This is a genomic window from Micromonospora sp. NPDC049101, assembly GCF_040648675.1.
Classification (GTDB): Bacteria; Actinomycetota; Actinomycetes; order Mycobacteriales; family Micromonosporaceae; genus Micromonospora.
In genome coordinates this window covers 77,971-101,144 of the sequence record NZ_JBEZED010000006.1, presented here as the reverse complement: position 1 = coordinate 101,144, position 23,174 = coordinate 77,971, and the positions used below count along the sequence as shown (strand labels likewise).

Sequence of the window (23,174 nt, the reverse complement as noted above, 5' to 3'; positions counted from 1 at the left end):
ACCCGGACGCGCGGCGATTCGAGTACGCCGCTACTCGTGACCCCCGGCGGTGCCCGGCTCGATGCTGACAGCCATGGTGGACGACTGGCATCGCTACTTCGCCGATGTGGTAGTCAGCGGGGACAGCAACGAGATCGACGTCGCGGCCCGCGCCGCGATCGCCGCCCGGGCGAGCGGCGCGACCGAGGCGCAGGCGAAGACGGCCGGCCGGGCCGCGGCGAAGAGTTACCGCGAGGGCGGCACCCCGCCGCGGGCCACGCGCACGGAGGCGCGAGCACAGGCGTGGACCGGCGCACCGGCCCAGCCGAACACGAGGACGCGGACGGCGGCCCGCGACGACTGGCCCGCGCTGTTCGCGCCACGGCTGTTCCAGCCGCCGCAGCGATGGGGCTGGCAGGCCGCGGACCTGGTCGAGGCCGTACCGTCGGCGTCGCTGGCGACCCTCGGACCCAAGCCGGTGTGGGTCGACCCGCCGCACCCCGACGCGAGTGCGCTCTACGGGCGGCGGGCCGGGGCGATGCGCAAGGTCGTGGTGCGCTCGACCCTCGCGGTGCTGATGTTCCTCGCGTTCGGCGTCTACCAGGTGACGATCGAGAGCACCGTGTCGGGCTACGGCGGCGGCGACGCGATGAAGGTGTACGGCTACGCGCTGCCCGCGGCCGGTCTCCTGCTCGCGCTGTGGGTGCTGGGCGCACTCGCCCAGGTCCGGCGCACGAACGCGGACCTCGACCGGTTCAAGCAGCCCTACGTGGCTCTGCGTAAGGCCGAGAGACAACGGCACGACCAGGCGCTGCGGGAGTGGACGGACGCCAAGCGGCGCCACGACGACGCGGCCAAGGCGTCCCGACAGGCGCAGGCACGGCAGCAGAGCGGACCGCAGTGGTACCCGGTGCGCCCGGTGTCGGAACCGGCGAGGGTCGATGTGATCGGCGGCGACCCGGCCCGCTACGGCTGGGCCTGCCTGCTCGTCCTGCTCGGTACGTCGCTGCTGTCCGCCGGGCATCGGTTGGCGGTGCTCGACCTGACCGGGCAGGAGGTGGGCGGCGAGTTGGTCCGGCTGGCGGCCGCGCGCGGGTTGGACACCCGCTGGGCCGTCCTGGACGGTGCGACCGACTTCGACCTGTTCACCGGCCTCACCAACGACGAGATCGCCGACAGTCTGGCCTACGTCCTCACCGACCGCCCGGACGCGGCCGGCCGCTCCGGCGGCGGCGAGCAGTTGCACGAGCGGGTGCTGGCCGTCGAGGTGCTGCGCACGGTGCTCGCAAGCCTGGACCGGCCGGTGACGCTCGCCCGGCTGGCCGCCGGGCTGCGCGTGCTGCGCCGTGGCGCGGAAACCGAGCTGCTGACACCGACGGAGCTCGAGCGACTGGTGGCCAGCATCGGCGACATCGACCAGAACGACTGGACTGGACGGCAGCTACGGCTGTGGGCCGCGCACCTCGACCTGCTGCACGACGTCGCGCCGGGCGGCGCGCGTCCACTGTGGGCTCGGCTTGACGTGTCGGTGCTTGCCACGCCCGGCGGCAAGGACGACCGCAAGGAGCTCATCGACCGGCTGCTGCTCCAGCTGGTACGCCACGCGATCGCGGACAACACCCTGCGCGGCCGTCAGCTCGTGGTGATCGGCGCCGACCGGCTCGGCGGCTCAGCCCTGCGGGCGCTGTCCGAGCAGGCCCGGGTGGCGGGCGTACGGCTCGTGCTCTTCCTCGATCAGCCCCAGGACGACCTGGAGAAGATCGTGGGTACCGGTGGCGCGGTGTGCATCATGAAGATGTACAACCACAAGGACGCGAACATCGCCGCCGAGTTCATCGGCAAGGGCTACAGGTTTGTCGTCAACCAGCTCAGCCACTCCGAGGGCCGGACGTTCAGCGACGGCGGCGGCGACAGTTTCTCCGCGACCACCAACGCCGGCACCAACTCGTCCAAGTCATTCCTGAAGTCCTCAAGCGGGCTCTCCGATTCCCGCGGGCACACCTGGGCCGGCAACCGCTCCTGGTCGACTGCGGAGAACCTCGGCTCCTCGACCACCACCGCCCGGGTGTACGAGTTCATCACCGAGCCACAGGCGATCCTCGGCATGGACACCACCGAGTTCATCCTCGTCGACAGTTCCACCGGCGGCCGGCAGGTCGTCATGGCCAACTGCTACCCGCCGATCTGCTTGTCGGACCGCGTCTCGGGCACGATGGCGCCGCCCCGGGTCACGCCTTGACCGGCCCGACGCCCTGGTCGGGCATCGAGTTCCGTCAGGTCACGGAGGTCCCGGCCGCCGACCGCCGCGAGCAACCGCCACAGGACGGTCAGCGGCCCGTACCACCGGACGACGCGGACGGCGCGGTGCTGGCCGCACTCGGCGGCGCCCACTCGACACTGCTCGCGGCCGGCGGCCCGGCCCCGGCACTGCTGGCGGCGTGGGCCCGTGACGAGACCGGCCAGGTGCGCTTCCTGCTCGGCGGCCGGCCTCGCCTGCCGCTGGTCGTGGAGCCCGCCGAGCCGGGCGGACGGCCCCCGGAACTGCTGTTCCCGCCCGGCGCGCGGGCGTTTCCGCTGCCCGCCGGAGCCGAGTCCGTGTTGCTGAACTTCCCGCACTGGGAGCTGGCCGCCGGGCGGCCGGACGCGCTGTGGGCGCCGGCGTCGTCGAAGTCGGTGCCCGGGCAACGCCGCCGGGGGTCGTTCCAGCAGCACGTGGCGCACCTGCGCGAGCCGTTCGCCTGGGTGGTGGTCGCCGAGCCGTTGCGCCCACCGGAGGTGCAGCCCCACCTGGACCGGTTGGTGAGCGAGATCCTGCCGCTGTCACGGGGCGAGGTCGGCGAGGCGAAGCGGGTCGAGCTGGAACGCAAGCAGGCCCGGCACCGCGAGCTGTCCCGCTCCCAGAACGGCCACGTCTGGCGGATCCGGGTGCTGGTCGGGGCGGGGACCCGGGCCGCGGCGCAGCGTACGGCGGGTGTGCTGTGTGCGGCCGCGGACCTGGCCGACCAGCCGTACACGATGTTCCCGGCCGGCCCGGCCGAGCACCCGGGGGACGGGCGCGCCGCGTTCGTGGCGAGCACGGACCTGTTGGTCGCGTTGACCCGGCCGCCACGCCGCGAGGTGAGCGGGATCCGGGTGACCGAGCCGCACCGGTTCGACGTGACGCCTGAGCGGCCGCCGACGGGCCCGGCCGCGGGTGCACTGCTGCTCGGTCACGTGCTCGACACGGCTTACGCGCGGGTCGGTGGGCTTGAGGTCAGCACGGAGTCGCTGAACCGGCACACATTCGTCTGCGGCGCGACCGGCAGCGGCAAATCCTGGACCGTCCGACACCTGCTCACCGAGGTGACCCGGCTGGGACTGCCGTGGCTGGTGATCGAGCCGGCCAAGGCCGAGTACCGGCGAATGGCGAGCCGGCTGCGCTCCCTGGGCGGCGACCACGATGTCGTGGTGATCCGCCCGGGTGACCCGTCGGTGCCGCCGGCCGGGTTCAACCCACTCGTGCCGGCGGCCGTCCACACCGCCGTGGGTACGCTGCGCCGCTTCCCGTTGCAGACCCACCTGGACCTCATGCGCGCCCTGTTTCTCACAGCGTTCGAACCGCACGAGCCTTTTCCCCAGATCCTCGCCGCTGCGCTGACTCGCTCGTATGAGGATCTCGGCTGGGACCTCGTGGTCGGCACGCCCACCCGCGACGGCGCGCGGCCACGTTATCCCACACTCGCCGACCTGCAGCGGGTCGCGACAGAGGTGGTTGCGGGCCTTGGCTACGGCAGGGAGATGGCGGCCGATGTGCACGGCTTCATCACCACCCGGCTGTCGAGCCTGCGCCTGGGCACCACCGGCCGCTTCTTCCAGGGCGGTCATCCGCTGGACTTCGAGCGGCTGTTGCGCAGCCGGGTCGTGTTCGAGATTGAGGACGTCGGCGACGACGCGGACAAGGCATTCCTCATGGGCGCGCTGCTCATCCAGCTCACCGAGCACCTTCGGCTGCTGCGCGGCGACAACACGGGCAACGAGTTGCACCACCTCACAGTCATCGAGGAGGCGCACCGCCTACTGCGCCGGCCCGAGGGCGACAAGGCGGGCGTGGCGGCCAAGGGCGTGGAGATGTTCGCGGCACTGCTCGCCGAGGTCCGCGCGTACGGCGAGGCGCTTGTCGTGGTCGAGCAGATCCCGAGCAAACTCATTCCGGACGTCATCAAGAACACCGCGGTGAAGGTCGTGCACCGCCTGCCGGCCGAGGACGACCGCCGCAGCGTCGGCGCGACGATGAATCTCGACCGGGACCAGACGCGGTCGGTGGTGTCGCTCAACAGCGGTGAGAGCGCGGTGTTCACCGACGGCATGGACCGCCCCGTGCTGGTGGCGATCCCCGACGGCCGTGCCGCCGAATCGGCGCGCGGCGCGGTCGCGCCGGTGGACGGTCTGATCGGCCGCCGCGGTGTCACCTGCGGGCGGCACTGTGTGAATCGGGCGTGCACGCTCGGCGAGATGGCCGCCGCGCGCCGTCTGCTCGCGCAGTGGCCGGTGCTCACACTGCTCACCGAGTTGACCGTGTTCGCGCATCTGGCGAACCAGCTCAACCCGACGCTGACCCCGGGTGAGCGCCGCCTCCTCGCCGACCTCGACCCTCGACTGCTCGACTGCGCGCTCGCCCACGCCGTCGACGACGCGGTCGCCGTACGGTCCGGGCAACTCCAGCCGGACACCGCTGCCGATGACCTGGCCCACCACTGCGTCTCGGTGCTGCGCGACTCGGTGGCCCACGACGGCGCCAACCACTGCCCCGACGACGACTGGGGCTTCATCGGGATGCCCTACCGCTGGGCGCCGGTCAAGCAGGAGCTGGACTGGTCGAAGGCCGGGGAGGACCGCCACCCGGACTCGGCGGTCTGGGAGCACCGCTTCGGGCGCTCGATTCCCGGCGACCACTGCTACCACCAGTTGCAGGCCGTGGCGGCCTGGGTCGCGCAGGACGACCGGGAGCAGAGGACCCGTGACGCGGTGACGTTCGGGACGCTGCGCCCGTCGGCGATCGAGGCGGTCATCGGGGGCATCGTCGCCGACGGTGAGAGCTGGGACGACCGCGCCGCCGCCGCGCTGGGCTGGTTCACCGACGCCAATTGGACGCTCCTGCATCTCGTGCCCCGAGACCGCCAGCCAGAGGAGAAATGATCGATGCCAATCGATACTCCGCGACCGCCGGACGTTCCGCAGCCGCCGCCCGCGCAGCAGCGACCCGACCCGACCGCACAGGCCCGCTGGCGCGACAGCAACGAGGCCACCATGACCCGGCGCCCGGAGAAGGCGCCCGACACCCACCAGGGCCGCCCCGACGCCGGCCGCCCCGACGCGGGCCGAGTCGACGCGGGCCGAGTCGGCCCAACCAGGCTGGAGGCGGCCAGTCCGCGGCAACCCGGGCTGGTCGGCGCCGACCGGCAGGGGGTCCCACCGAACGCCGACCACAGGGCCTGGCGCGATGCCACGCACGTCGTGCACGAGACCAGGGATGTCAACCAGTTCCGTGTCGACGGACGCGTCGACATGCAGCGTTTACAGAACGGGTTCACGCAGGAGGTGAAGCAACTCGCGGCCGAGCGCAAGGCGGCCGGCCACCATGGCGTGGTGCTCCTGGACGTGCGGTTGAAGAACGTCGCGACCGGCAAGGGCAGCGAGGCGCAGAGCATCGAGAAGACCCTCAAGTCAGTCGGCGCGAAGGAGGGAATCCTCGTCCGCGTCTCCGTGGTAACCAACCGTCAACTGACGACGACCGACGGCAAGCTGATCGCGCCGGTGCATCCCAGAGGGCCCGAACCGCCGCGACCGCCCGACACGACTCAGACCGGACCTGTCCCGAAGCCGGAGGTTCGCAAGGGCGACCAGCCGCGGCAGCAGCCAACTCGAACGGCCCCGGTGCACGTCCCACCGCCCCCGGTGCACATCCCACCGCCACCTCACCAGCCACCGTATGACCCCCGCCGCCGTTAGGAAGGTCCATGTCGCCGACCGATCGCCCGCAACCGCAGGAGGTACCGCCCAGGATTGATCCGCCGCCCGCGCGCGTGTCGCAGGACTCCTGGCAGCTCAAGCACGAGGCGACGATGACTCCGCGCCCGGGCCGCCCCGCCCACACCGCCCCGACCGCGCCGATCCCGACGGCGCCGATCCCGACGGCGCCGATCCCGGCGGCGCCGATCCCGACCGACCTGACCAGGGCGGCCCGGGAGATCCGTGGCTGGGTGGCCGCCGAGCGTAAGCCCGCCACCGAGGCCGAGCGGCTCATCCCCGCGAACCCCGCTGACCGCGAGCACAACGCCCGCGTGTCCTACACGGTCAACTGGGCGCTGCAGAAGGCGGGCGCGGCGCCCGGCCGGGACTACCCGCCGGCCCGGTGGGAGGCCCTGGCCGAGAAAGCGCTGTGGACGGTCACCGCCCTGCGGCAGTCGGACGCGAAGATCGGATCCTCCGAGAGCCTCATTCTCAGAGACGCGCAGCGCTACCTGTACGGCACTCTCGGCGACGCCTGGCTGGAACGGCACGTGATCCGGAAGTACCACGTGCCGCCCAAGGTCGGGCCCGTGATACCGGGAAAGGCCATCGACCGCGGCTACGAGTACGTCGTCAAGCCGGCCGACATCGCGTACAACTCGTTGACCGAGGAACTCACCGGCAGCAACCCCGGAGCCGGCCGCGGCAAGCCCGGGTTTCCGCACAGCCGACCCGGCGGCGAGGCATGGTACGACCGCGGCCAGGCCCGCCGGGCCCAGTCGGACCTAGCCAGCGGCCCGGCGCCCGCGCCGTTCGTCCGCACGGTCCCCGAACCGGCCCCCGCACCCGCCGACACGGCGGCGGAGCTGGCCGCGCCGCCCGGACATGTCGACCTCGGTCACGGTGAGTCGGTGAACCTCGAGACCGGTCGCTACACGCCCGGCTTCGGGCCCAAGTACTGACACCGGGATTGCGAAATCGGTACACCGGTTAGTGCCGAAAACGATCTCGCGTCGAGGTTTCACGGAAACTGTCGTTTTCCGATAGGCCTAGTTTGACCCGGGGTCCAATCAGGGTGGCCCCAAAGCCAGGGGCACCTGGATACTCAACCTCATCGACCCTAGGGGGCCAACTGATCAGTGCCGCAGCAGGCCGGTCGTGTGGATCGGCTCCAGGTGACCGGTGGGCGGCGCGCTGCGGTGCAGCTCCAGACCGACGTCGACGACGACGGAACGCTCCATCGTCACGACCTGCGCCAACGGAACCCACTGCGCCAGGTCGGTCGACCCACCCGTCTCGGGCCGAAGCTCACCGCCGACGATCCCGGCCCGGTAGAAGACCGCCACCATGTGTAGGTCGACAACGCCCGAGTCGTCGTAGGACTGCACCTGCCTGGTCCGCGAGTTCACGCCGAGCAACTGCTCGACCCGCGCCTCGTACCCCGTCTCCTCGGCGACCTCGCGCACGACGGCGTCGAACGGATCCTCGGCGTGCTCGACCCCTCCGCCCGGCAGCGTCCAGTGCCGCCGAGCCCCGTCGGGCGACACCCAACGGGCGAGCAGCAGACGATCGTCGCGCAGACACACCGCGTACGCGGCGACCCGAAGCCGTTGGGTGGTCACAGTGACCAGGGTAGGTGTCTACCTGCCGACCGGCCTGCTCGTCGCCGCCCGGGCAGGACTACCCTCGCCGGTATGCCGGATTCTCGCCTGCTGCGCATCGGTACCCGCAACTCCCCGATGGCGCTGGCCCAGGTCGAACGGGTCCGCGCGCTGCTCGCCGACCGGCACCCCGACATCTCCGTCGAGGTGCTGTCGATGTCCACAAGCGGGGACCGCTGGCACGGCGACCTGGCAGCGCTGGGCGGCAAGGGCGCGTTCACCAAGGAGGTGGACGCCGCGCTGCTCGCCGGGCACGTCGACCTGGTCGTGCACTGCGTCAAGGACGTCCCCGGGGACCGGCCGGCACCAGCCGGGACGGTGATGGCCGCCTACCTGGCCCGCGACGACGTCCGGGACTGCCTCGTGCACCCGTCCGGCCTGCCGATCGAGCACCTGCCCGCCGGCACCCGGATCGGCACCTCCGCGGTACGGCGGGTCGCGCAGTTGGCCCTGCACTGGCCGCACCTGACGCCGGTGCCCATCCGCGGCAACGCGAACAGCCGACTGGCCAAACTCGACGCCGGCGACACCTACGACGCGCTGCTGCTCGCGGTCTCCGGGCTGCGACGGATCGGCCAGGCCGCTCGGATCACCCACCCGATCGACGTCGACACGATGGTCCCCGCCGTCGGCTCCGGCACCCTGGTCCTGCAGTGCCGCGACGACGACACCCGCACCCGGGACCTGGCCGCCAGCCTCGGCGACCCACGGGCACAGCGGGAGACCGTGGCCGAACGGACCATGCTGCACATCCTGCAGGGCAACTGCCACTCCCCCATCGCCGCGCTCGCCCGCACCGAACCGGACGGCCGCCTCGGCCTGCGGGCACGGGTGATCAGCCTGGACGGCAAGACGGTGCTCGACGTGCACGAGTGGGCGGCGGACCCGATCACCCTCGGCACCTCGGTCGCCGCGGCCCTGCTCCGGCAGGGCGCCCGTGACCTCCTCGAACTACCCGCCTGACCTAACCTGGCGAGATGCTGTCGCAGCTGACGGGTCTGTCCCGACATTTCACGGAGGAGACGCTGCGCGCGTACCTCATCGATCGTTCGGTGCGACGAGACGACGGCTGCCTGATCGTGCGCGGCTACGGCAGCCAGCGGGGCGTGCACCAGAAGGTCGCCGGGAGGGCGTGGGCGCACATCACGGCCTACGTCGTCTTCGTGGGTGGTTACGACCCCGAGCTGGACGTGCGCCACCTCTGTGGCACGCCGGACTGCATCGAACCCACCCACCTGCGCCAGGTGACCCACGCCGAGACCTGCCGCGACCGCGCCCAGCAGCCGCTCTGCCGCAACGGGCACGAGCGGGAGATCGATCCCACGAGCGGTCGATACCGCAAGGTGTGCCGAGTGTGTAACAGCGAGGCCCAGAAGAGGTGGCGCGCGCGCCAGTCCGCGGAGGTCGCCGCCGCACGGGCCGCCCACGGGCGGTAGGTGGGCGGACCGCGCACCGCGCCATGTCCGAGCTGGTCCATCCCGCCGCGCGATGCCGGCGGGGCGTCGGCGATGCTGTGGGCGTGGAGTACGTGTCCAGAGTGCCGCGACCGCCGCTGGACGGGCTGATCGACGACCTCTACTACCTGGAGGGTGTGCCGCCGTACGCCCGACTGACGCTGCCGCCGCCGTCGGCGTTGCTCATCGTCAACCTCGGGGCGCCGTTCCGCATTCGTGGCGGCACCGACGTCGAGACGGGCGACTACGCCGACGGTTGCGTGGTCACCATGCCCACCCGCGCGTGGGAGTTCGGCTACCCACTCTGGACCCGGTCCGTCGGCGTGCACTTCAAGCCGTGGGGGCTGGCACCGTTCCTGCCGATGCCCGCGGCCGAGCTGTCTGACCGACCGGTGACGGTGGAGCAGGTCTGGGGCCGACCCGCCATCGCCGAGTTGCGGGACCGGCTGGCCACGGCGGCCGGGCCGGACGAGATGCTGACGCTGATCGAGGACGAGTTGATGCGACGGCTGTGCGAGACCCCCGGTCTGGGGCTGGTCCGCCACACGAGCAGCGTCATCGCGGCGACCAGCGGGGCGGTGGCGATCGGCGACGTGCGGGCGGCAGCCGGTGTCAGCAGCACTCACCTGGCGCAGCGGTTCAAGGAGCTCATCGGCGTCACACCGAAACGGTTGGCCCGCACCTACCGCTTCGCCACCACCGTGCTCTCGATCGACCCCACCGGCCCGATCGACTGGGGCGACCTCGCCGGTGGCGCGGGCTACTTCGACCAGGCCCACTTCGGCCACGAGTTTCGGGCGTTCACCGGGCTCACGCCGACCCGCTACGTCGAAGTCCGGCGGCGGTTCCTGCGCGAACATCCCGGTCACGTGCTGGACAACTGGCCGCTGCCGGCCGATTGATTTCTTACAAGAACGCCAGCTCACGACACGCTAACTTGAAGGCTCCCAGAGCAGAGGAGAGCCCCGTGGGCAAGGTGGTCATGTACGGCTCGGTGTCGGTGGACGGCTTCATCGCCGACGAGAATGACCAGCCCGGGCCGCTGTTCGACTGGTTGTCCAGCGGTGACGTCCCGTTGGACGAGAGCGGCGCGTTGACGGTGTCGCAGACGTCCTACGACTACACCCGGCCGTACTGGGACCAGATCGGAGTCACGATCGCCGGCCGCCACGTCTTCGACATGACGGACGGCTGGGACGGGAAGCCGCCGAGCGGGATCGACCACGTGGTCGTCGTGACGCACCGGCCGCAGCCCGAGGGCTGGGATCCCGAGGCGCCGTTTCACTTCGTCGACGGCGTCGAGGCAGCCGTGGCCAAGGCGCGGGAGCTCGCGGGTGACCGCATCGTCGAGGTCGCCGCTGGCGATGTCGGTGGCCAGGTGCTGGCCGCGGGCCTGGTCGACGAGGTGCGCATGGACGTCGTACCCGTCGTGTTCGGGTCTGGCAAGCGCTACTTCGGGTCGGTCGACGCGCAGCACCTGTTGGAGGATCCGGACGTGGTGATCCAGGGCAATCGGGTGCTTCACCTGCGCTATCCGGTGCGGACGGCCGCCAGCGGATGATCCAGCGATTGTCGCTCGGGTTGACGGCCTGGGATGCTGGTTCGCACGGGCAGCATGATCGCGGTCAGGTGGTGGCCTTCAGGAGAGCGGATTCGATGAAGTTTCTTCTCACGTCGTCGGGCATCTGCAACCCGAGCATCTCCAACGCGCTCGTCGACCTGCTGGGCAAGCCGATCGCCGAGGCCACGGCCCTGTTCGTCCCCACCGGTGTCTACCCCTTCCCCGGTGGAGCCGAGCGGGCGTGGAGGGCGATCCACGGCCGGGCTTCGATCCCGCTGTCCCAGCTCGGTTGGAAATCCCTGGGGATTCTGGAGCTCACCGCGCTGCCAACCATTCGACAAGAGAACTGGGTCCCGGCGGTCCGGGAGGCCGATGCCCTCCTGGTCTGGGGCGGCGACGTGCTGTACCTGACCTACTGGCTGCGCCAGTCGGGCCTGGCCGACCTCCTGCCGTCGCTGAGTGACACGGTCTACGTGGGGGTCAGCGCCGGAAGCATCGCGGTCACCCCGTACAACTGCGACGCCGACTTCGACCTCGGATTCGTCCCTGACGGCAGTGACATGGCGCAGGGTGCCGAACGGGCGTTGGGGCTTGTGGATTTCACGCTGTACCCCCACCTCAATCACCCGGACATGGAGGATACGGACCTGCCCACCATCCAGAAGTGGGCGTCCGGAATCCCGGTCCCGACCTACGCCATCGACGACAACACCGCCGTCAAGGTGGTCGATGGCACAGTTGAGGTCGTCTCCGAAGGCGACTGGAAACTGATCAATCCCTGACCGAGACGTCCCTTCAGCCGAGCCAGCCCCTACCGGGTGGGCCCATTCTCGCTCATCTCGATCCTCGTCGGCCGAGGTCAACCTTGGTGAGGACCGGTCGGGTCACGTCCTGGTTGTCGATGACGACGTGCGCGCGTTCGTGCGGCGTACAGGCGGCGAAGTACAGCCGCTGGCCGCCGACGTAGCGGCCGACGCTGGGATGGTCGGGATCCGGGTGCGAGCCGTCGCGTCCGGCCATCCGGGCCACGGTGACCGCGAACGGCGCGTCGAGAAAGACGGAGAAGTCCCAGAACTCCACCAGCTCGTCGCGGTGCAGGAACAGCCCGTCGACGATGAGTACGGTGCCGGGCGCCGCGGTCCGCCATGCAGGATCCAGAACCTCGTCGGTCCGAAGATCGTGGACAGCAGGGCGGTAACGGCGTGAGCCCCCGGGGCCGAACGGCTCCAGCACGTTGTGGATGAGGGCTTCCTGGTCGTAGCTGTCGAGCCAGAAGCCTTCCGGCGAATCCCGGCCCCGGCGATGCCGCACAGCCCGACGGTGATGAAAGTCGTCCGCCGACACGTGCACGACGTCACGGCCCCGGCCGCTCAGCGACGCGGCCCACTCGCCAGCGAACGTCGACTTACCCACCCCGTCGACCCCGTCGACGGCCACCCGTACGCACTGCGGCGCGGGGAACGTCGGAACCATGCCGGCAACATCGTCAAGCAACTGCGCCCGCACGACGCCCACGCCATTCCTCCATCCCTGACCGGAAGCTCAACACGCCCCACGGATCGAGGAAGTCATTCTGGCAGACCACGTCTGTCGGGGCAGGGCAAGCGGCGACCGACCACAATCACACCAGGCTGATCCATTACGCACAAGAACTGTCATTATGATGTAGTGATGTTTCGTCCTATTTGTACCGGGGCATTATCGAATTACTGTTACCGGCAATTTGGTAATCGGCACGAACGGCGGCTGTGAGTCGGGTGTTGGTAGGACGCGTGTCACCGGGGCCGGCGCCCAACTGGTCACCAAGCTCGACCGGCTCGGCAGGTCTTCTCTGCCGTGGTCAGCGGATGCCACCATGTGGCCATGCCCACGTCGGTCGAGGGAACCATGAGTGGCTACCTCGATGTCGTTGCCACCTGGCTGGCCGGGAAGCCGACGAGCGGCCTCTCCCTCTGGGGACACACCATGTTCTGGTGGGGACGGCTGGGCAAGGTCCTGCAGTTCGCGGCGGCGCTGGTCGCCATTGTCGATCTGTTGAGCCCCAACTGGTTACGGGCTCGCCGTGACTCCGCAGGGAGACGGGCACGCCTTGCTATAACCCGTGGCGGTCGGCGCCGACAACTCCGTCGGATCATGATCCGACGCGCCGAGATCCGCGCGGACTTCTTCATCGTTACGATCCACGCGCAGGGACGGACGCGGGCATCGGTCACATTCAGCGTGGTGCGGGTGCCGCCGGCTCGGGTACCGAGAGGCCTCAACCTGACGCTGGACGCGTACCGAGACCACCATCGCCGGATCATCGACCAGGCCGCGGACGAACACCCGTGTTCCGATCAACACGAATCGCCGTGCTCGACGCAACAGATGTATCTGAGGCGCGCTACAGATCAACTGCTGACCGAGCAGCTTCCGCCATCCCAACGCCATCTGATCGCTGACGCTGACGTGACCGAGGCCGGCGGCAGCTTCGGCTGGATTGTCATCGGGTTTGCTCTTGTGCTGATCGGCGGCGTGGCACAGGCTCCGCTGTTGGCTGTGGTCGGGATCGGCATCATCCCGCTCATGTGGCTCCCCTTCCAGGTACGGCTGTGGGGGATAACGCAGTGGCACCGCCTGCGTGGCCGGCTGGAGCAGGGCCTCAGACAGGAGATGACCGGGTCTGCCGACTCTCAGCCGTTCCGAAGGCTCAGGCTGCTGGCGTTACTACTGTTCATCGTCGGCGTTCACTTTGACCTGCTCGCATCGTGACAGCTGTGCGGGCGACGCGACTGCACCCCGCCCAGCCTGCTGCAAGCGCCCGACGACCCGTCATGGTTTGCGTACCGGTTGAGCTGGGTCAGGTGGTGGCAGGCCGCAGCCAGCGATCGAACCAGGCGCGGGTCCGGCGCAGAACGTCGAGTTGGTGCTGGCGTTCCCGGATCGAGTGGCCCTCTCTCGGGTAGACCACGAACTCGTGCTCGACGTCGAAGTGGCGCAGCGCCCGGTGCAGGTACACGGCCTGGCCGAGGGGAACGTTGGTGTCCTCGGCACCGTGCAGGATGAGCACCGGAGTACGGATGCGGCTGGCGAAGGAGATCGGGCTGACCGCGTCGTGCGGGTGGGGGCCGACGCCGGACCAGCCGGTGCTGCCACCGAGCGCGGCCTCGAACTGGCCGTTCTCCCCGGTCGCGGCGAGCATCCCCCAGTCGACGACGCCGGCGCCGACCAGCGCGGCGCGGAAGCGGTCGCTCTGCGCGATGCCCCACGCGGACAGGAAACCGCCGTGGCTCCAACCGGCGATGCCCAGCCGGTCGGGGTCGGCGATGCCCTCGGCGACGAGCAGGTCGACGCCGGTCAGGATGTCGGTCCACTCCTGCTGTCCAACCCGGCCGGCGACACCTGCGGCGAACTCGTGACCATGGCCTTGGCCGCCGCGCGGGTTGGGCAGGAACACCGCGTAGCCGGCGGCGGCCAGCCACTGCGCGCTGGGAAACCAGAACAACTGGCAACGATCGGCGTACCGCTCGTACGGGCCGCCGTGCGCGATCGTGACCAGCGGGAACGGGCCGTCCGACGCGGTTCTTCCGACCGGCAGGACGAGCAGGCCGTCCAGGTCGAGGCCGTCGGCGGCGCGGTAGGTCAGCGGTTGTTGCGTGCCGAGTACGACACCGTCCAGTTCCGGGCGGGTGTTGGTGATCCTGCGCAGCGGCCCGGTTGGCGCTCCGAGGTGGACGTTCGGGGGTTGGTAGCGGGTGCCGGTGAGTACCGCGATTTCTTCGCCGGTGGGCGTGGTGCTGAGGTTGTCGAGGCGTCCGGTGTGCCGCGACAGGGTCGTGAAGTCGGTGGGATCGAGCCGGGCCAGGGTCGTGTCCAGGCCGTCGGCGAACACCACCAGCGGGGCGGCTCCGGTCTGGCAGAGTTCGGTGGGGCACATCGCAAGACCAGCCGTACGGTTGCGCAGGACGCGGCTGTCCACGGCCAGGTCGAACGCGGCGGTGCCGGCCTGTAGCGCCGGTGGGGTGAGCGCGAGGTAACCGAGGTGCCAACCGTCCTCACTCGGCCACCAGACCAGTGAGCGCGCGTCTGCCGCGACCGGCCCGAGGGCCTGCGCAGTGCCGGTCGTGGGGTCGAACAGGTGCAGTTGGCCGGTACGCGGGCCGTAGTCGTTGTCGGCGCTGGCTGCGGTCAACACGGCGAGTGGGCCGCCGTCGGGACGTTGTCGCAGCTCCACGACGTGCCGGTCGGCGAACACGTTCGGGGTGGTGATCCGGCCGGTGCGCAGGTCGAGTAGCCGCAACCGGGCACACGGTTCGCGCTCGCCGACCACGACGGCGTCGTCACGGTCGCGGGCGCGGCGCGCGTCCTGCTCGGTGGGTTCGTCCTCGGCGAGCAGCGCGACCAGGTTGGGGTCGGTCAGCGGCAGGTAATCGATGATGCCGGCGCGCCAACTGGTCAACGTGGTCGTCCTGGCGTCGGCGAGGGTGAGCCCGTGCAGCTGCGGGGTGCCACGGTCGGCGCGGTCGGACAGGAAGAACAGCGTCGCCGAGTCGGCCGACCAGCGTGGCCGGGACTCGGTTGCGGTGTCGGCGGTCGCCCGGCGCGACGCGACGGTGCCATCGGTGTCGACGAGCCACAGTTCGGTGTCGAGGTGGTCATCGGTCCGACTGAGGGGTGCGAGAACGTAGCAGAGCAGGCGCCCGTTCGGGGCGAGCGTCGGGGCCTGCGGGGCACGACCGTCGACCACGAGCTCGGCGGTCAGACCCGTCATGCGTTCAGTCTGTCAGCATCGACAGAACATGCGAGCGCTGCGGTGCCGGTTCGAGGGCACGTGCCTCAGCGCTCCGTACGTCGACCTCGGCGGTGTTGGACGATCCGGTGGTCAGGATCCTGGGTGGGCACCCGGCCCGGGCAGCAGATCGATGTCCGTGGCCCGCATCGGCTGTTCGCACTCCGAGCACCGTAGTTCCACGTGGCTGATCTTGCCGCAGGCGTGGTGGCGGTAGAGCACCGGCGGGCCGGCGTCGCCCGCCGTCCACCGGTCACCCCACCGCACCATGACGAGCAGCAGGTCACACAGCTCCGTGCCCTTGTCGGTGAGCAGGTATTCGTGCCGGACCGGCCGGGCAGAATACTCACGTCGGGTCAGGACGCCCTGTTCGACAAGCCAGTTCAGCCGCTCGGCGAGCACCTTGCGGGACATGCCGAGGCCTCGCTGGAGTTGCTCGAAGCGGTGCGTGCCGGCGTAGACGTCCCGCAGGATCAGCGGAGACCACGGCTCACCGATGACGTCGAGGGTGCGGGCGATGGAGCATGCCATGGCGCCGAACTGCGTTCGCTGCATGGGACCACGATACGCAAGGTAGTTCCTTCAAGGAACTGACTCTGTTAGCGTCACCTCAGTCCATCCCCTCAAGGAACGGACTGCCCCTGTCCCCCACGACGAAGGAGGCCCGCATGAACCACCCGCCGATCGTGGCGACCGAGGACTGGCAAGACGCGGTGAACACCTTGCGCGTCCAGGAAAAGGCACTCACCCGCCAGCTCGACGCAGTGGCCGCGGCGCGTCGCCGACTGCCGATGACGCCGGTGGAGCAGGACTACGTGTTCGAGGGCCCGAGCGGGTCAGCCACTTTGAGTGACCTGTTCCAAGGGCGCCGCCAGCTCATCGTGTACACCTTCATGTGGCACGGCGGCGACGCCGTCTGCTCCGGCTGCTCGTTGTTCACCGACAATGTCGGACACCCGGCCCACCTCAACGCCCGCGACGTCACCCTGGCGTTGACGTCCCATGGCCCACTGGACGACCTGCTGGCGCTGCGGCGGCGGATGGGTTGGGACCTGCCCTGGTACTCGTCGCTGAACAACAGCTTCAACGCCGACATGGGAACCGGTGACGGTTTCGCGCTGAACGTCTTCCTCCGCGTCGACGACCGGATCTTCCGCACCTACACCACCACCTCCCGGGGCGTAGAGCGGCTCGGCAGTAACTGGACCTTCCTCGACCTGACACCGTACGGCCGCCAGGAGACCTGGGAGGACTCGCCGGAAGGCTGGCCGCAGACCCAGCCCTACCAGTGGTGGCGGCTGCACGACGAGTACGACACGACAAACGCTCCGTCATGACAGTCGGCACGCCAGTCGCTGAGCCCGCTGGCGGTTCAACCGCGCCTGACGTGCCGGCGGTGCCATCAGCGGACGGGCTCGGAGTGGAGCGAGAGCGTCGCCCCGAGCCCGTCCGCTGGCCTGGGATCAGTGGGCGGGCTCGCCGAACCAGCGGGAGAGGTGCTCGTCCAGATCCCGTTGATCCTCACCGACCCAGGCGACGTGACCATCGGGGCGGAGCAGGACACCCGGGACGTCCAGCTCCGCGGTGGGATCCGCCAGGTGATCGACCCGGTCCGACCAGCCGTCGAGGGTCAGGCGTTCCGTGCGGTCCAGCAGCAGGCCCCGGCCGCCGTGCAGCAGACCGTAGAGGTTGCCCTGTTTGACAGCGATGTCGCGCAGGCGGCGGCCGAGCAGGTCGGAGCCCGTCCCGAAGTCGTACCGGATGCCGATCCCGGTGATCTTCTCGATCAGATGGCGGTTCACCTCGTCGAGGTCCATCAGTTCGGTGAGCAGCCTGCGTACGGCCTGTGGGCCCGGTTCGGGGGACAGCAGTTCCACCTGCGCGCGGGTGTTGTCCAGCACGTCCTCGGCGACCGGATGACGTTCGGCCTGGTAGGTGTCCAGCAGCGTCTCCGGCGCCCAGCCCCGGACCTGTGCGGCCAGCTTCCAGCCGAGGTTGACCGCGTCCTGTACGCCCAGGTTGAGGCCCTGCCCGCCGATGGGTGGATGGATGTGTGCCGCGTCGCCGGCCAGCAGCACCCGCCCGACCCGATACCGTTCGGCCAGCCGGGTGGCATCCCCGAAGCGGGACAGCCAGCGCGGAGAGTGCACGCCGAAATCGGTCCCGGCGATGGCGCGCAACTGTTGTTGGAAGTCCTCGATGGTGGGTGGCTCCGCCCGATCGCTGATCCCTGCGGCGGGGACCACCACGCTGTAGACGCCGTTGCCGAAGGGCCGGAGCCAGAAGGGGCGACGCGTTTCGCTGACCTCGGCCACCTTCGCGGCGACCTCCTCCGGTGGCGCGCCTACTTCCATCTCGCCCATCAGCGTCTCGGTCCGAGCGGGCTCGCCGGGGAAGCCGACACCGAGCAGTTTGCGTACCGTGCTGCGCGCGCCGTCGCAGCCGACGAGGTAGCGCGACCGCAGCCGCTCCCCGTCGGCCAGTGTGGTGGTCACGCCCTCGTCGTCCTGCTCGACACCGGCGACCGCGCAACCGCGCCGGACCTGCGCACCCAGTGCGATCGCGTGTTCTTCGAGCAGGTTCACGATGACCGGCTGCGGAATACCCAGCAGATAGGCGTACGCGGAATCCAGGCCCTTGGGCTCGGGTTTGGCGATGGCGGCGAAGAAGCCGGCGGCCGGACGCCGTCGTCCGTGCGGGAGGATGCGATCCAACAGACCGCGCATCGCCATCAGCTCAAGGCTGCGAATGTGCAGACCGACGATGCGGACGAACGACGCGGGCTCGGTGTCCTTCTCCAGAACGAGGACCCGTACGTCGTGCAGCCGTAGTTCGGCGGCGAGCATGGCACCGGTGGGCCCGCATCCGACGATGATCACGTCGAAGTCCAGGGATGCGCGGTCGGCGGGGACGTGCAGAGCAGGCATGGTGTCGCCTTTCGAGAGTGCCTTGGTGGCGAGGCGCTCCCGGCGACACCTACGTCAGTCGCTCGGCCATGACGGGAGGGGGAGCACCCACATCGATACAGCGTTCATGGGTCTCACCTCCTCGGGCGGTGTCACGGTCAGCTGCAAGCTACAAGCCGAGCGGCCTGCCCGTCGAGTCATATTCCCAGCGAGCGGTGCAGCCACTCCGTCATGAGCGCGCGTTCGGCGTCGCTGAGCCCCGGGAGCTCGGGCACCACAGTGGCGAAGGTGACCGCCACCGCCCGCACTGTCGTGTCGGGTGTCGCCGGGGTGTTCACCAGGATGCTGCCGAGCACGGCCTCGAACATGGCGTCACTCAGACCACTGTCGCGCTGCTGCGGGGGCGTCGCCAGGAGCGCGAGAATGGTGCCGTTGCCGGCGGCGTGGATCATCATGAGGGCCCGCTGCTCGTCGACCCGCAGCAGGCCGGTCGCGGCCAGTCGTCGTACGCGGATGCGCAGCACCTCGATGCCCGCGGCCGTCGCCGACGACGGACCGCCGCGCCCTCGCGTGCCGATGAGGGCGTACAGCTCAGGATTGGCCAGGCCGAACTCGACGTGCACCCGCCACCCGTGGCGCAGGTCCGCCACCGGGTCAGCCTCGGCGGCTTGGACGGCAGCCGCCTTGGCAGCGACGTAGGTGGCCATGACGTGTTCCGCGACGGCATCGATCAGGCCGTCCTTGTCACCGAAGAGGCGGTAGATGGTGGGTGCCTGCACACCCGCGGCCTCGGCCACGGCGCGCGTCGTCACCGCGTTCGCGCCCTTGTCACGCAGCAGTTGGCTGGCTGCCGTGACGATGCCGAGCCGTACGTCGTCCCGGGTTGCCGTGTCCTGCGCCGGAGTCATGAATCAATGCTAACAGCAACTTGTTATCCTCGGACTATCGCTGCTAACGTTGCGACGCTAACGCCGATAACAAGGAGTGCTCATCATGATCGTCATCACCGGCGCCACCGGTCAGCTCGGCTCCCAGATCGTCGATCGGCTCCTCGATCGGGTTCCCGCCGAGACCGTGGGCGTCAGCGTGCGCGACGTGACCAGGGCCGCGGGTCTCGCCGCGCGCGGCGTACGGGTCCGCGCCGGAGACTTCACCGAACCGGCCACGTTGCAACACGCCTTCGAGGGCGCCGAGAAGGTCCTCGTCGTGTCCGCTGCCATCCGCGGCAGCGGTGCGGTCACCGCGAACCTGGCCGCCATCGACGCCGCCCACGCCGCCGGAGCCAAGCGCATCCTCTACACCAGCCACCAGGCGGCATCCCGGGACTCGCTCTTCCCCGCCCAGCTCACGCACGCCGCGACCGAGGAGCACCTGGCCGGGCTGGGCGTCCCCTTCACCGCGCTGCGCAACGGCTTCTACGCGAGCACTCTCAGCTTCGCCATCGGTACGGCGCTGGAGACCGGTCAGCTCGTGGCGCCGGCGGACGGTCCGGTCTCCTGGACCGCACACGCCGACCTGGCCGAGGCGGCGGCCGTCGCCCTCACCGAGGACGGCGCGCTCGACGGGGTCACCGCCCCGCTGACCGCGCCGGAGATGCTCGACCTCGAAGCGGTGGCCGGCGTCCTGAGTGCCATCACGGGCCGCACCATCAGGCGCGTCGTCCCGGACGACGACCAGTGGCGGGCCGAGGCCATCGCGCGGGGCCTCCCGGCGGCGGCAGCCGACTTCACCCTCGGCATGTACCGTGCGGCGCGCCGCGGCGAGTTCGCCGTCACCGACCCGACACTGGAGACTCTCATCGGGCGCCGCCCGACGTCCGTCCGCTCGGTGCTCGACGTCATCGCCGCCCAGGCCTGAGGGGCGCGAGCTCGCCGGGGCTGACTCAGCGGATCGGGGTCGACGGCCCGGCCGCGTCCTCCGTGCGGATGGCCGGCCAGCGACCGCCCGGACGTGTCGTCACCCACGTGGGCCGGGGCCAGGCCAGCTCGTCAGCCCGCGCGACGTGTGCCCGGGCACCGGGCTGGCGCGGCTGTCGTATGGGCAGGACCACACCCTGGTGGACGGGCACCGGGGCGCTTGTCAGGTGCGGGCTGGAGAGGAGTCCGACTACCACCGCGTCGCCCTGCGGGTGTGGGCCGTCCCAGGACGACTCCGACCAGGACGAGTGCCAGCCCGCACACCTGCTGGACTGTCAGCACATCTCCGGCTACTGCCGTGCCGAGCAGCACGCCCGTGACAGGGTTGAGCAGTCCGACCAGGCCCACGGTCCCCGCGGGCAGGTGCCGTAGCCCGGTGAACCAGGCGACGAAGGCCAGCGCGGTGGCGACGAGGGTGACGTAGCCGAACGCGAGCAGTGCCGGTGCGGAGAGTGTGGGCGGCGGGCCCTCCACGGCTGCGGCGACAGGCAGCAGGAACAGCCCTCCGGCGGTGAGTTGCCAGGCGGTCGAGGCGAGCACGTCAGTACCGGTGTCGTTCCACCGTTTGGTCAGGATGTGGCCGAATGCCGACACGAGCATGGCCGCGGCCGAGGCGAGGACTCCCGGCGTGCTCACTCCTCCTGTCCCCGTGAGCAGCATGAGGCAGACCCCGCCGAGCCCGATCGCGGCGCCGGCCAGGTGCGCGATGCCTGGCCGCTCGGAGACGAGAGTCCAGGCGATGAGCATCATGGCCAGCGGGGACACCGCCATGACGGTCGAGGCGATGCTCGTCGGGAGGAGCTGTGAGGCGGCGTAGACGAGCACGAAGAACACGCTCACATTGAGCAGCCCGAGCACTGCGGAACGCCACCACCACGCACCGCGCGGTCCCTGTCTGCACATACCCAGCAGAACGAGGCCGGCGGGCAGCGCCCGCAAGGCCGCTCCGTAGAGAGGGCTGTCGGGTGGCAGGAATTCATGGGTGACGTAGTAATTCGTGCCCCAGGCCACCGGTGCGACAGCGGTCAGGGCCACCCACCGCAAATTAGCTTCCACGGAAGACAATATAGCTTCTTAGGAAGCTATATTGGTGTGCATGGACGACCCGCAACCGCCCGACCGCGTGGCCCGCATCCAGGCCGACTGGCGCCGCGAGCGGCCCGACCTCGACATCTCCCCGCAGGGCGTGATCGGCCGGCTGCACCGCCTGGCCGGTTATCTCACCGAAGAACTCTGCCTCGTCTACGGGCGCTACGGACTCAGCGAGGGAGAGTTCGACGTTCTGTGCGCACTGCGGCGCGTCGGCGAGCCCTATGAGCGCGCGCCCGGCGAACTCGCCGCACACACCATGGTCACCACCGGCGCGATGACGAAGCGAATCGACCGACTAGAACGGGCCGGACTAGTCACCCGCCGCCGTTCCGACGACGACCAGCGCGGCCGGATCGTGGCCCTCACCCAGCCCGGTCGCGAACTGATCGACCAGGCATTCACCGACCACATGCACAACGAACGCCGCCTGCTGAGCCTGCTGACGACCGCCGAGACCACGGCACTTGAGGGACTGCTCACCACCTGGATCTCACACGTGGAAAATCTGCGTCCGTCCGACAGCAGGTAACGCGACCGGCGCCGAAAGGCCGAGCGGGTACGCGAGCCGTCACGCCTACAGTCGGTGTGGCGGCTCGCACACGCAGGAGGTGCAGGGACCTGGCGATCGGCCGGTAGCGCACGATCGCGCCCCCGAGCGGGCCGCCAGGCCACCACCCTCCAGCCAAGCCCCGCTGCCTGGTCGTCGTGGCTCAGTTCGCGCCGGCGGGCCGGACCGGTGACGGCGGCAGCTCGGCCGTGGCCAACGTCTGGAAGCACGGACGAAGCAGCTCGATGATCCGGCCGGGTGAGGCGTCCGCGAGTCGGCCGAGTCGCAGCAGGTAACGCTCGATGATCACGCCGTGGACGATTGCGCTGAGCAGGCTGGCGCGTAGTTCGGCGTCCTCGGTGGGAATCGCGGTGATGATCTGGCTGAGCTGGGGCTCGGCGGCGGCTCGGTACCGCTCGGCGGCGTCGGTGTTGGTGAGCATGGAACGCAGGACCGCGAGTGAGGCGACCGGTTCGCCGTCCAGGCGGCTGGCGAGCGAGGCGAGCAGGACGTCGACGATCTCTTCACCACCGCCGCTGGGCAGCTCGTCGGCGGGCAGCTCGGCGGCGCGGGAGAAGAGGTTGTCCTTGGTGCCGTAGTAGTGCATCACCAGGCCGGCGTCGACCCCGGCCGCCCTGGCCACGGCACGGATCGTGGTGCGCTCGAAGCCGAGTTCGGCGAACATCTGCCGGGCCGCCGTCAGGATGCTGTCCTCGGTCTGGCGGCGTTGCTGGGCTCGCGTCAACCGGGGGCTCGGTTCGGTCACCCGGTCATTCTACGGTTGTTGACCGGCCTTCTCGTTCGTTCTACGCTCGTTCAATAAACGCCTGTTCAACCAACGCTGGCCACCTGGGAGGTCGCGATGACATTCTCGTCCCGCACGGTCGTCGAGAAGGTCCTGCAGGCCGGCCGCGAGGTCGACATCGAGACATTCGTGGAATTGATGGCGCCGGACGGATACATCGAATGGCCGTACCGTCCGCCAGGCGTGCCCGGCCGCGTGCGGGGGCGTGCGGAGGTGCGCCGTCACCTCACGCAGACAGCCGGCTCCTTCGTCACGTTCGACGAATACCGCAACGTGATGCTGCACGAAACCACCGACCCCGAGGTCATCATCGTGGAGTACGAGGTGTATGGCAGCGTCGTCGCCACCGGCAGGCCGTTCGAGCAGAAGGTGATCGCGGTCATTCGAGTCCGCAACGGGCAGATCATGTCCTATCGCGACTACATCAACCCCCTGCCCCTGGTCGAGGCGATGGCCAGCGTCACGGCCCCGCCGACCGGCGGGGTCGCCTAAATCAG

At 70.0% G+C, this 23,174-nt stretch carries 22 protein-coding genes; 14 read left to right on the top strand and 8 right to left on the bottom strand.

The features are described 5' to 3' along the window. Positions 1-61 precede the first annotated feature (61 nt). From AB0B57_RS10215 to AB0B57_RS10200, 4 genes are all read left to right on the top strand, one after another. Positions 62-2,218, top strand: coding sequence for a hypothetical protein (locus AB0B57_RS10215; protein WP_357067434.1), 2,157 nt, complete (start codon positions 62-64; stop codon positions 2,216-2,218). After that, positions 2,215-5,154: a DUF87 domain-containing protein gene (locus AB0B57_RS10210; protein WP_357067432.1), complete on the top strand. Its 2,940-nt coding sequence runs from the start codon at positions 2,215-2,217 to the stop codon at positions 5,152-5,154. The genes AB0B57_RS10215 and AB0B57_RS10210 overlap by 4 nt, the downstream gene beginning before the upstream one ends. A gap of 3 nt (positions 5,155-5,157) precedes the next feature. Beyond that, positions 5,158-5,967: a hypothetical protein gene (locus AB0B57_RS10205; protein WP_357067430.1), complete on the top strand. Its 810-nt coding sequence runs from the start codon at positions 5,158-5,160 to the stop codon at positions 5,965-5,967. Positions 5,968-6,041: 74 nt separating this feature from the next. Next, entirely contained in the window at positions 6,042-6,929 is an 888-nt protein-coding gene (locus AB0B57_RS10200; RefSeq protein WP_357067428.1) for a hypothetical protein, read from the top strand. Positions 6,930-7,103: 174 nt separating this feature from the next. Here the strand turns inward: AB0B57_RS10200 and AB0B57_RS10195 are convergent, their stop codons facing one another. Continuing rightward, a complete protein-coding gene (locus AB0B57_RS10195; RefSeq protein ID WP_357067426.1) occupies positions 7,104-7,589 on the bottom strand; it encodes an NUDIX hydrolase in 486 nt (161 codons plus the stop codon). Positions 7,590-7,661: 72 nt separating this feature from the next. Here AB0B57_RS10195 and hemC point away from each other — a divergent pair, with 72 nt between their 5' ends. The 5 genes from hemC to AB0B57_RS10170 all read left to right on the top strand — a co-directional run bounded on the left by hemC (position 7,662) and on the right by AB0B57_RS10170 (position 11,425). Next, positions 7,662-8,591: a hydroxymethylbilane synthase gene (gene hemC, locus AB0B57_RS10190; RefSeq protein WP_357067424.1), complete on the top strand. Its 930-nt coding sequence runs from the start codon at positions 7,662-7,664 to the stop codon at positions 8,589-8,591. A 14-nt stretch (positions 8,592-8,605) separates the two neighbouring features. Continuing rightward, a complete protein-coding gene (locus AB0B57_RS10185; RefSeq protein ID WP_357067422.1) occupies positions 8,606-9,064 on the top strand; it encodes an HNH endonuclease in 459 nt (152 codons plus the stop codon). 83 nt (positions 9,065-9,147) lie between these two features. Continuing rightward, on the top strand, positions 9,148-9,984 hold the full coding sequence (locus AB0B57_RS10180) for a helix-turn-helix domain-containing protein (protein ID WP_357067420.1): 837 nt from the start codon (positions 9,148-9,150) through the stop codon (positions 9,982-9,984). 65 nt (positions 9,985-10,049) lie between these two features. Beyond that, a complete protein-coding gene (locus AB0B57_RS10175) occupies positions 10,050-10,643 on the top strand; it encodes a dihydrofolate reductase family protein (protein WP_357067418.1) in 594 nt (197 codons plus the stop codon). A gap of 95 nt (positions 10,644-10,738) precedes the next feature. Then, a complete protein-coding gene (locus tag AB0B57_RS10170; RefSeq protein WP_357067875.1) occupies positions 10,739-11,425 on the top strand; it encodes a Type 1 glutamine amidotransferase-like domain-containing protein in 687 nt (228 codons plus the stop codon). 52 nt (positions 11,426-11,477) lie between these two features. On the opposite strand, the gene AB0B57_RS10165 is transcribed toward AB0B57_RS10170, so the two are convergent. Beyond that, positions 11,478-12,158: a uridine kinase gene (locus AB0B57_RS10165; protein ID WP_357067416.1), complete on the bottom strand. Its 681-nt coding sequence runs from the start codon at positions 12,156-12,158 to the stop codon at positions 11,478-11,480. A 348-nt stretch (positions 12,159-12,506) separates the two neighbouring features. Here AB0B57_RS10165 and AB0B57_RS10160 point away from each other — a divergent pair, with 348 nt between their 5' ends. Continuing rightward, a complete protein-coding gene (locus tag AB0B57_RS10160) occupies positions 12,507-13,394 on the top strand; it encodes a hypothetical protein (RefSeq protein WP_357067414.1) in 888 nt (295 codons plus the stop codon). 88 nt (positions 13,395-13,482) lie between these two features. Here AB0B57_RS10160 and AB0B57_RS10155 read toward each other — a convergent pair whose 3' ends face one another. Further along, complete coding sequence (locus tag AB0B57_RS10155) at positions 13,483-15,393, bottom strand: prolyl oligopeptidase family serine peptidase (protein ID WP_357067411.1); 1,911 nt, start codon at positions 15,391-15,393, stop codon at positions 13,483-13,485. A 111-nt stretch (positions 15,394-15,504) separates the two neighbouring features. Beyond that, positions 15,505-15,966 (bottom strand): helix-turn-helix domain-containing protein, encoded by a 462-nt coding sequence (locus AB0B57_RS10150; RefSeq protein ID WP_357067409.1) that lies wholly within the window; start codon positions 15,964-15,966, stop codon positions 15,505-15,507. Positions 15,967-16,079: 113 nt separating this feature from the next. Between AB0B57_RS10150 and AB0B57_RS10145 the strand changes: the two genes are divergently transcribed. After that, positions 16,080-16,748, top strand: a complete 669-nt coding sequence (locus AB0B57_RS10145) for a DUF899 domain-containing protein (RefSeq protein WP_357067407.1) — start codon at positions 16,080-16,082, stop codon at positions 16,746-16,748. 126 nt (positions 16,749-16,874) lie between these two features. On the opposite strand, the gene rox is transcribed toward AB0B57_RS10145, so the two are convergent. Beyond that, entirely contained in the window at positions 16,875-18,338 is a 1,464-nt protein-coding gene (gene rox, locus AB0B57_RS10140; RefSeq protein ID WP_357067405.1) for a rifampin monooxygenase, read from the bottom strand. Between the two features lie 176 nt (positions 18,339-18,514). After that, positions 18,515-19,225 (bottom strand): TetR/AcrR family transcriptional regulator, encoded by a 711-nt coding sequence (locus AB0B57_RS10135; RefSeq protein WP_357067403.1) that lies wholly within the window; start codon positions 19,223-19,225, stop codon positions 18,515-18,517. Positions 19,226-19,310: 85 nt separating this feature from the next. On the opposite strand from AB0B57_RS10135, the gene AB0B57_RS10130 reads away from it, so the two are divergent. Further along, positions 19,311-20,174, top strand: coding sequence for an NmrA family NAD(P)-binding protein (locus AB0B57_RS10130; RefSeq protein WP_357067401.1), 864 nt, complete (start codon positions 19,311-19,313; stop codon positions 20,172-20,174). A gap of 131 nt (positions 20,175-20,305) precedes the next feature. Here the strand turns inward: AB0B57_RS10130 and AB0B57_RS10125 are convergent, their stop codons facing one another. Continuing rightward, positions 20,306-21,289, bottom strand: a complete 984-nt coding sequence (locus AB0B57_RS10125) for an EamA family transporter (protein ID WP_357067399.1) — start codon at positions 21,287-21,289, stop codon at positions 20,306-20,308. A 40-nt stretch (positions 21,290-21,329) separates the two neighbouring features. Here AB0B57_RS10125 and AB0B57_RS10120 point away from each other — a divergent pair, with 40 nt between their 5' ends. Further along, positions 21,330-21,854 (top strand): MarR family transcriptional regulator, encoded by a 525-nt coding sequence (locus AB0B57_RS10120; RefSeq protein ID WP_357067397.1) that lies wholly within the window; start codon positions 21,330-21,332, stop codon positions 21,852-21,854. A gap of 181 nt (positions 21,855-22,035) precedes the next feature. On the opposite strand, the gene AB0B57_RS10115 is transcribed toward AB0B57_RS10120, so the two are convergent. After that, positions 22,036-22,638, bottom strand: a complete 603-nt coding sequence (locus AB0B57_RS10115; protein ID WP_357067395.1) for a TetR family transcriptional regulator — start codon at positions 22,636-22,638, stop codon at positions 22,036-22,038. A gap of 96 nt (positions 22,639-22,734) precedes the next feature. Here AB0B57_RS10115 and AB0B57_RS10110 point away from each other — a divergent pair, with 96 nt between their 5' ends. Further along, positions 22,735-23,169 carry a nuclear transport factor 2 family protein gene (locus tag AB0B57_RS10110; protein ID WP_357067393.1) on the top strand — a complete coding sequence of 145 codons (435 nt, stop codon included), beginning with the start codon at positions 22,735-22,737 and terminating at the stop codon, positions 23,167-23,169. Positions 23,170-23,174 lie beyond the last annotated feature (5 nt).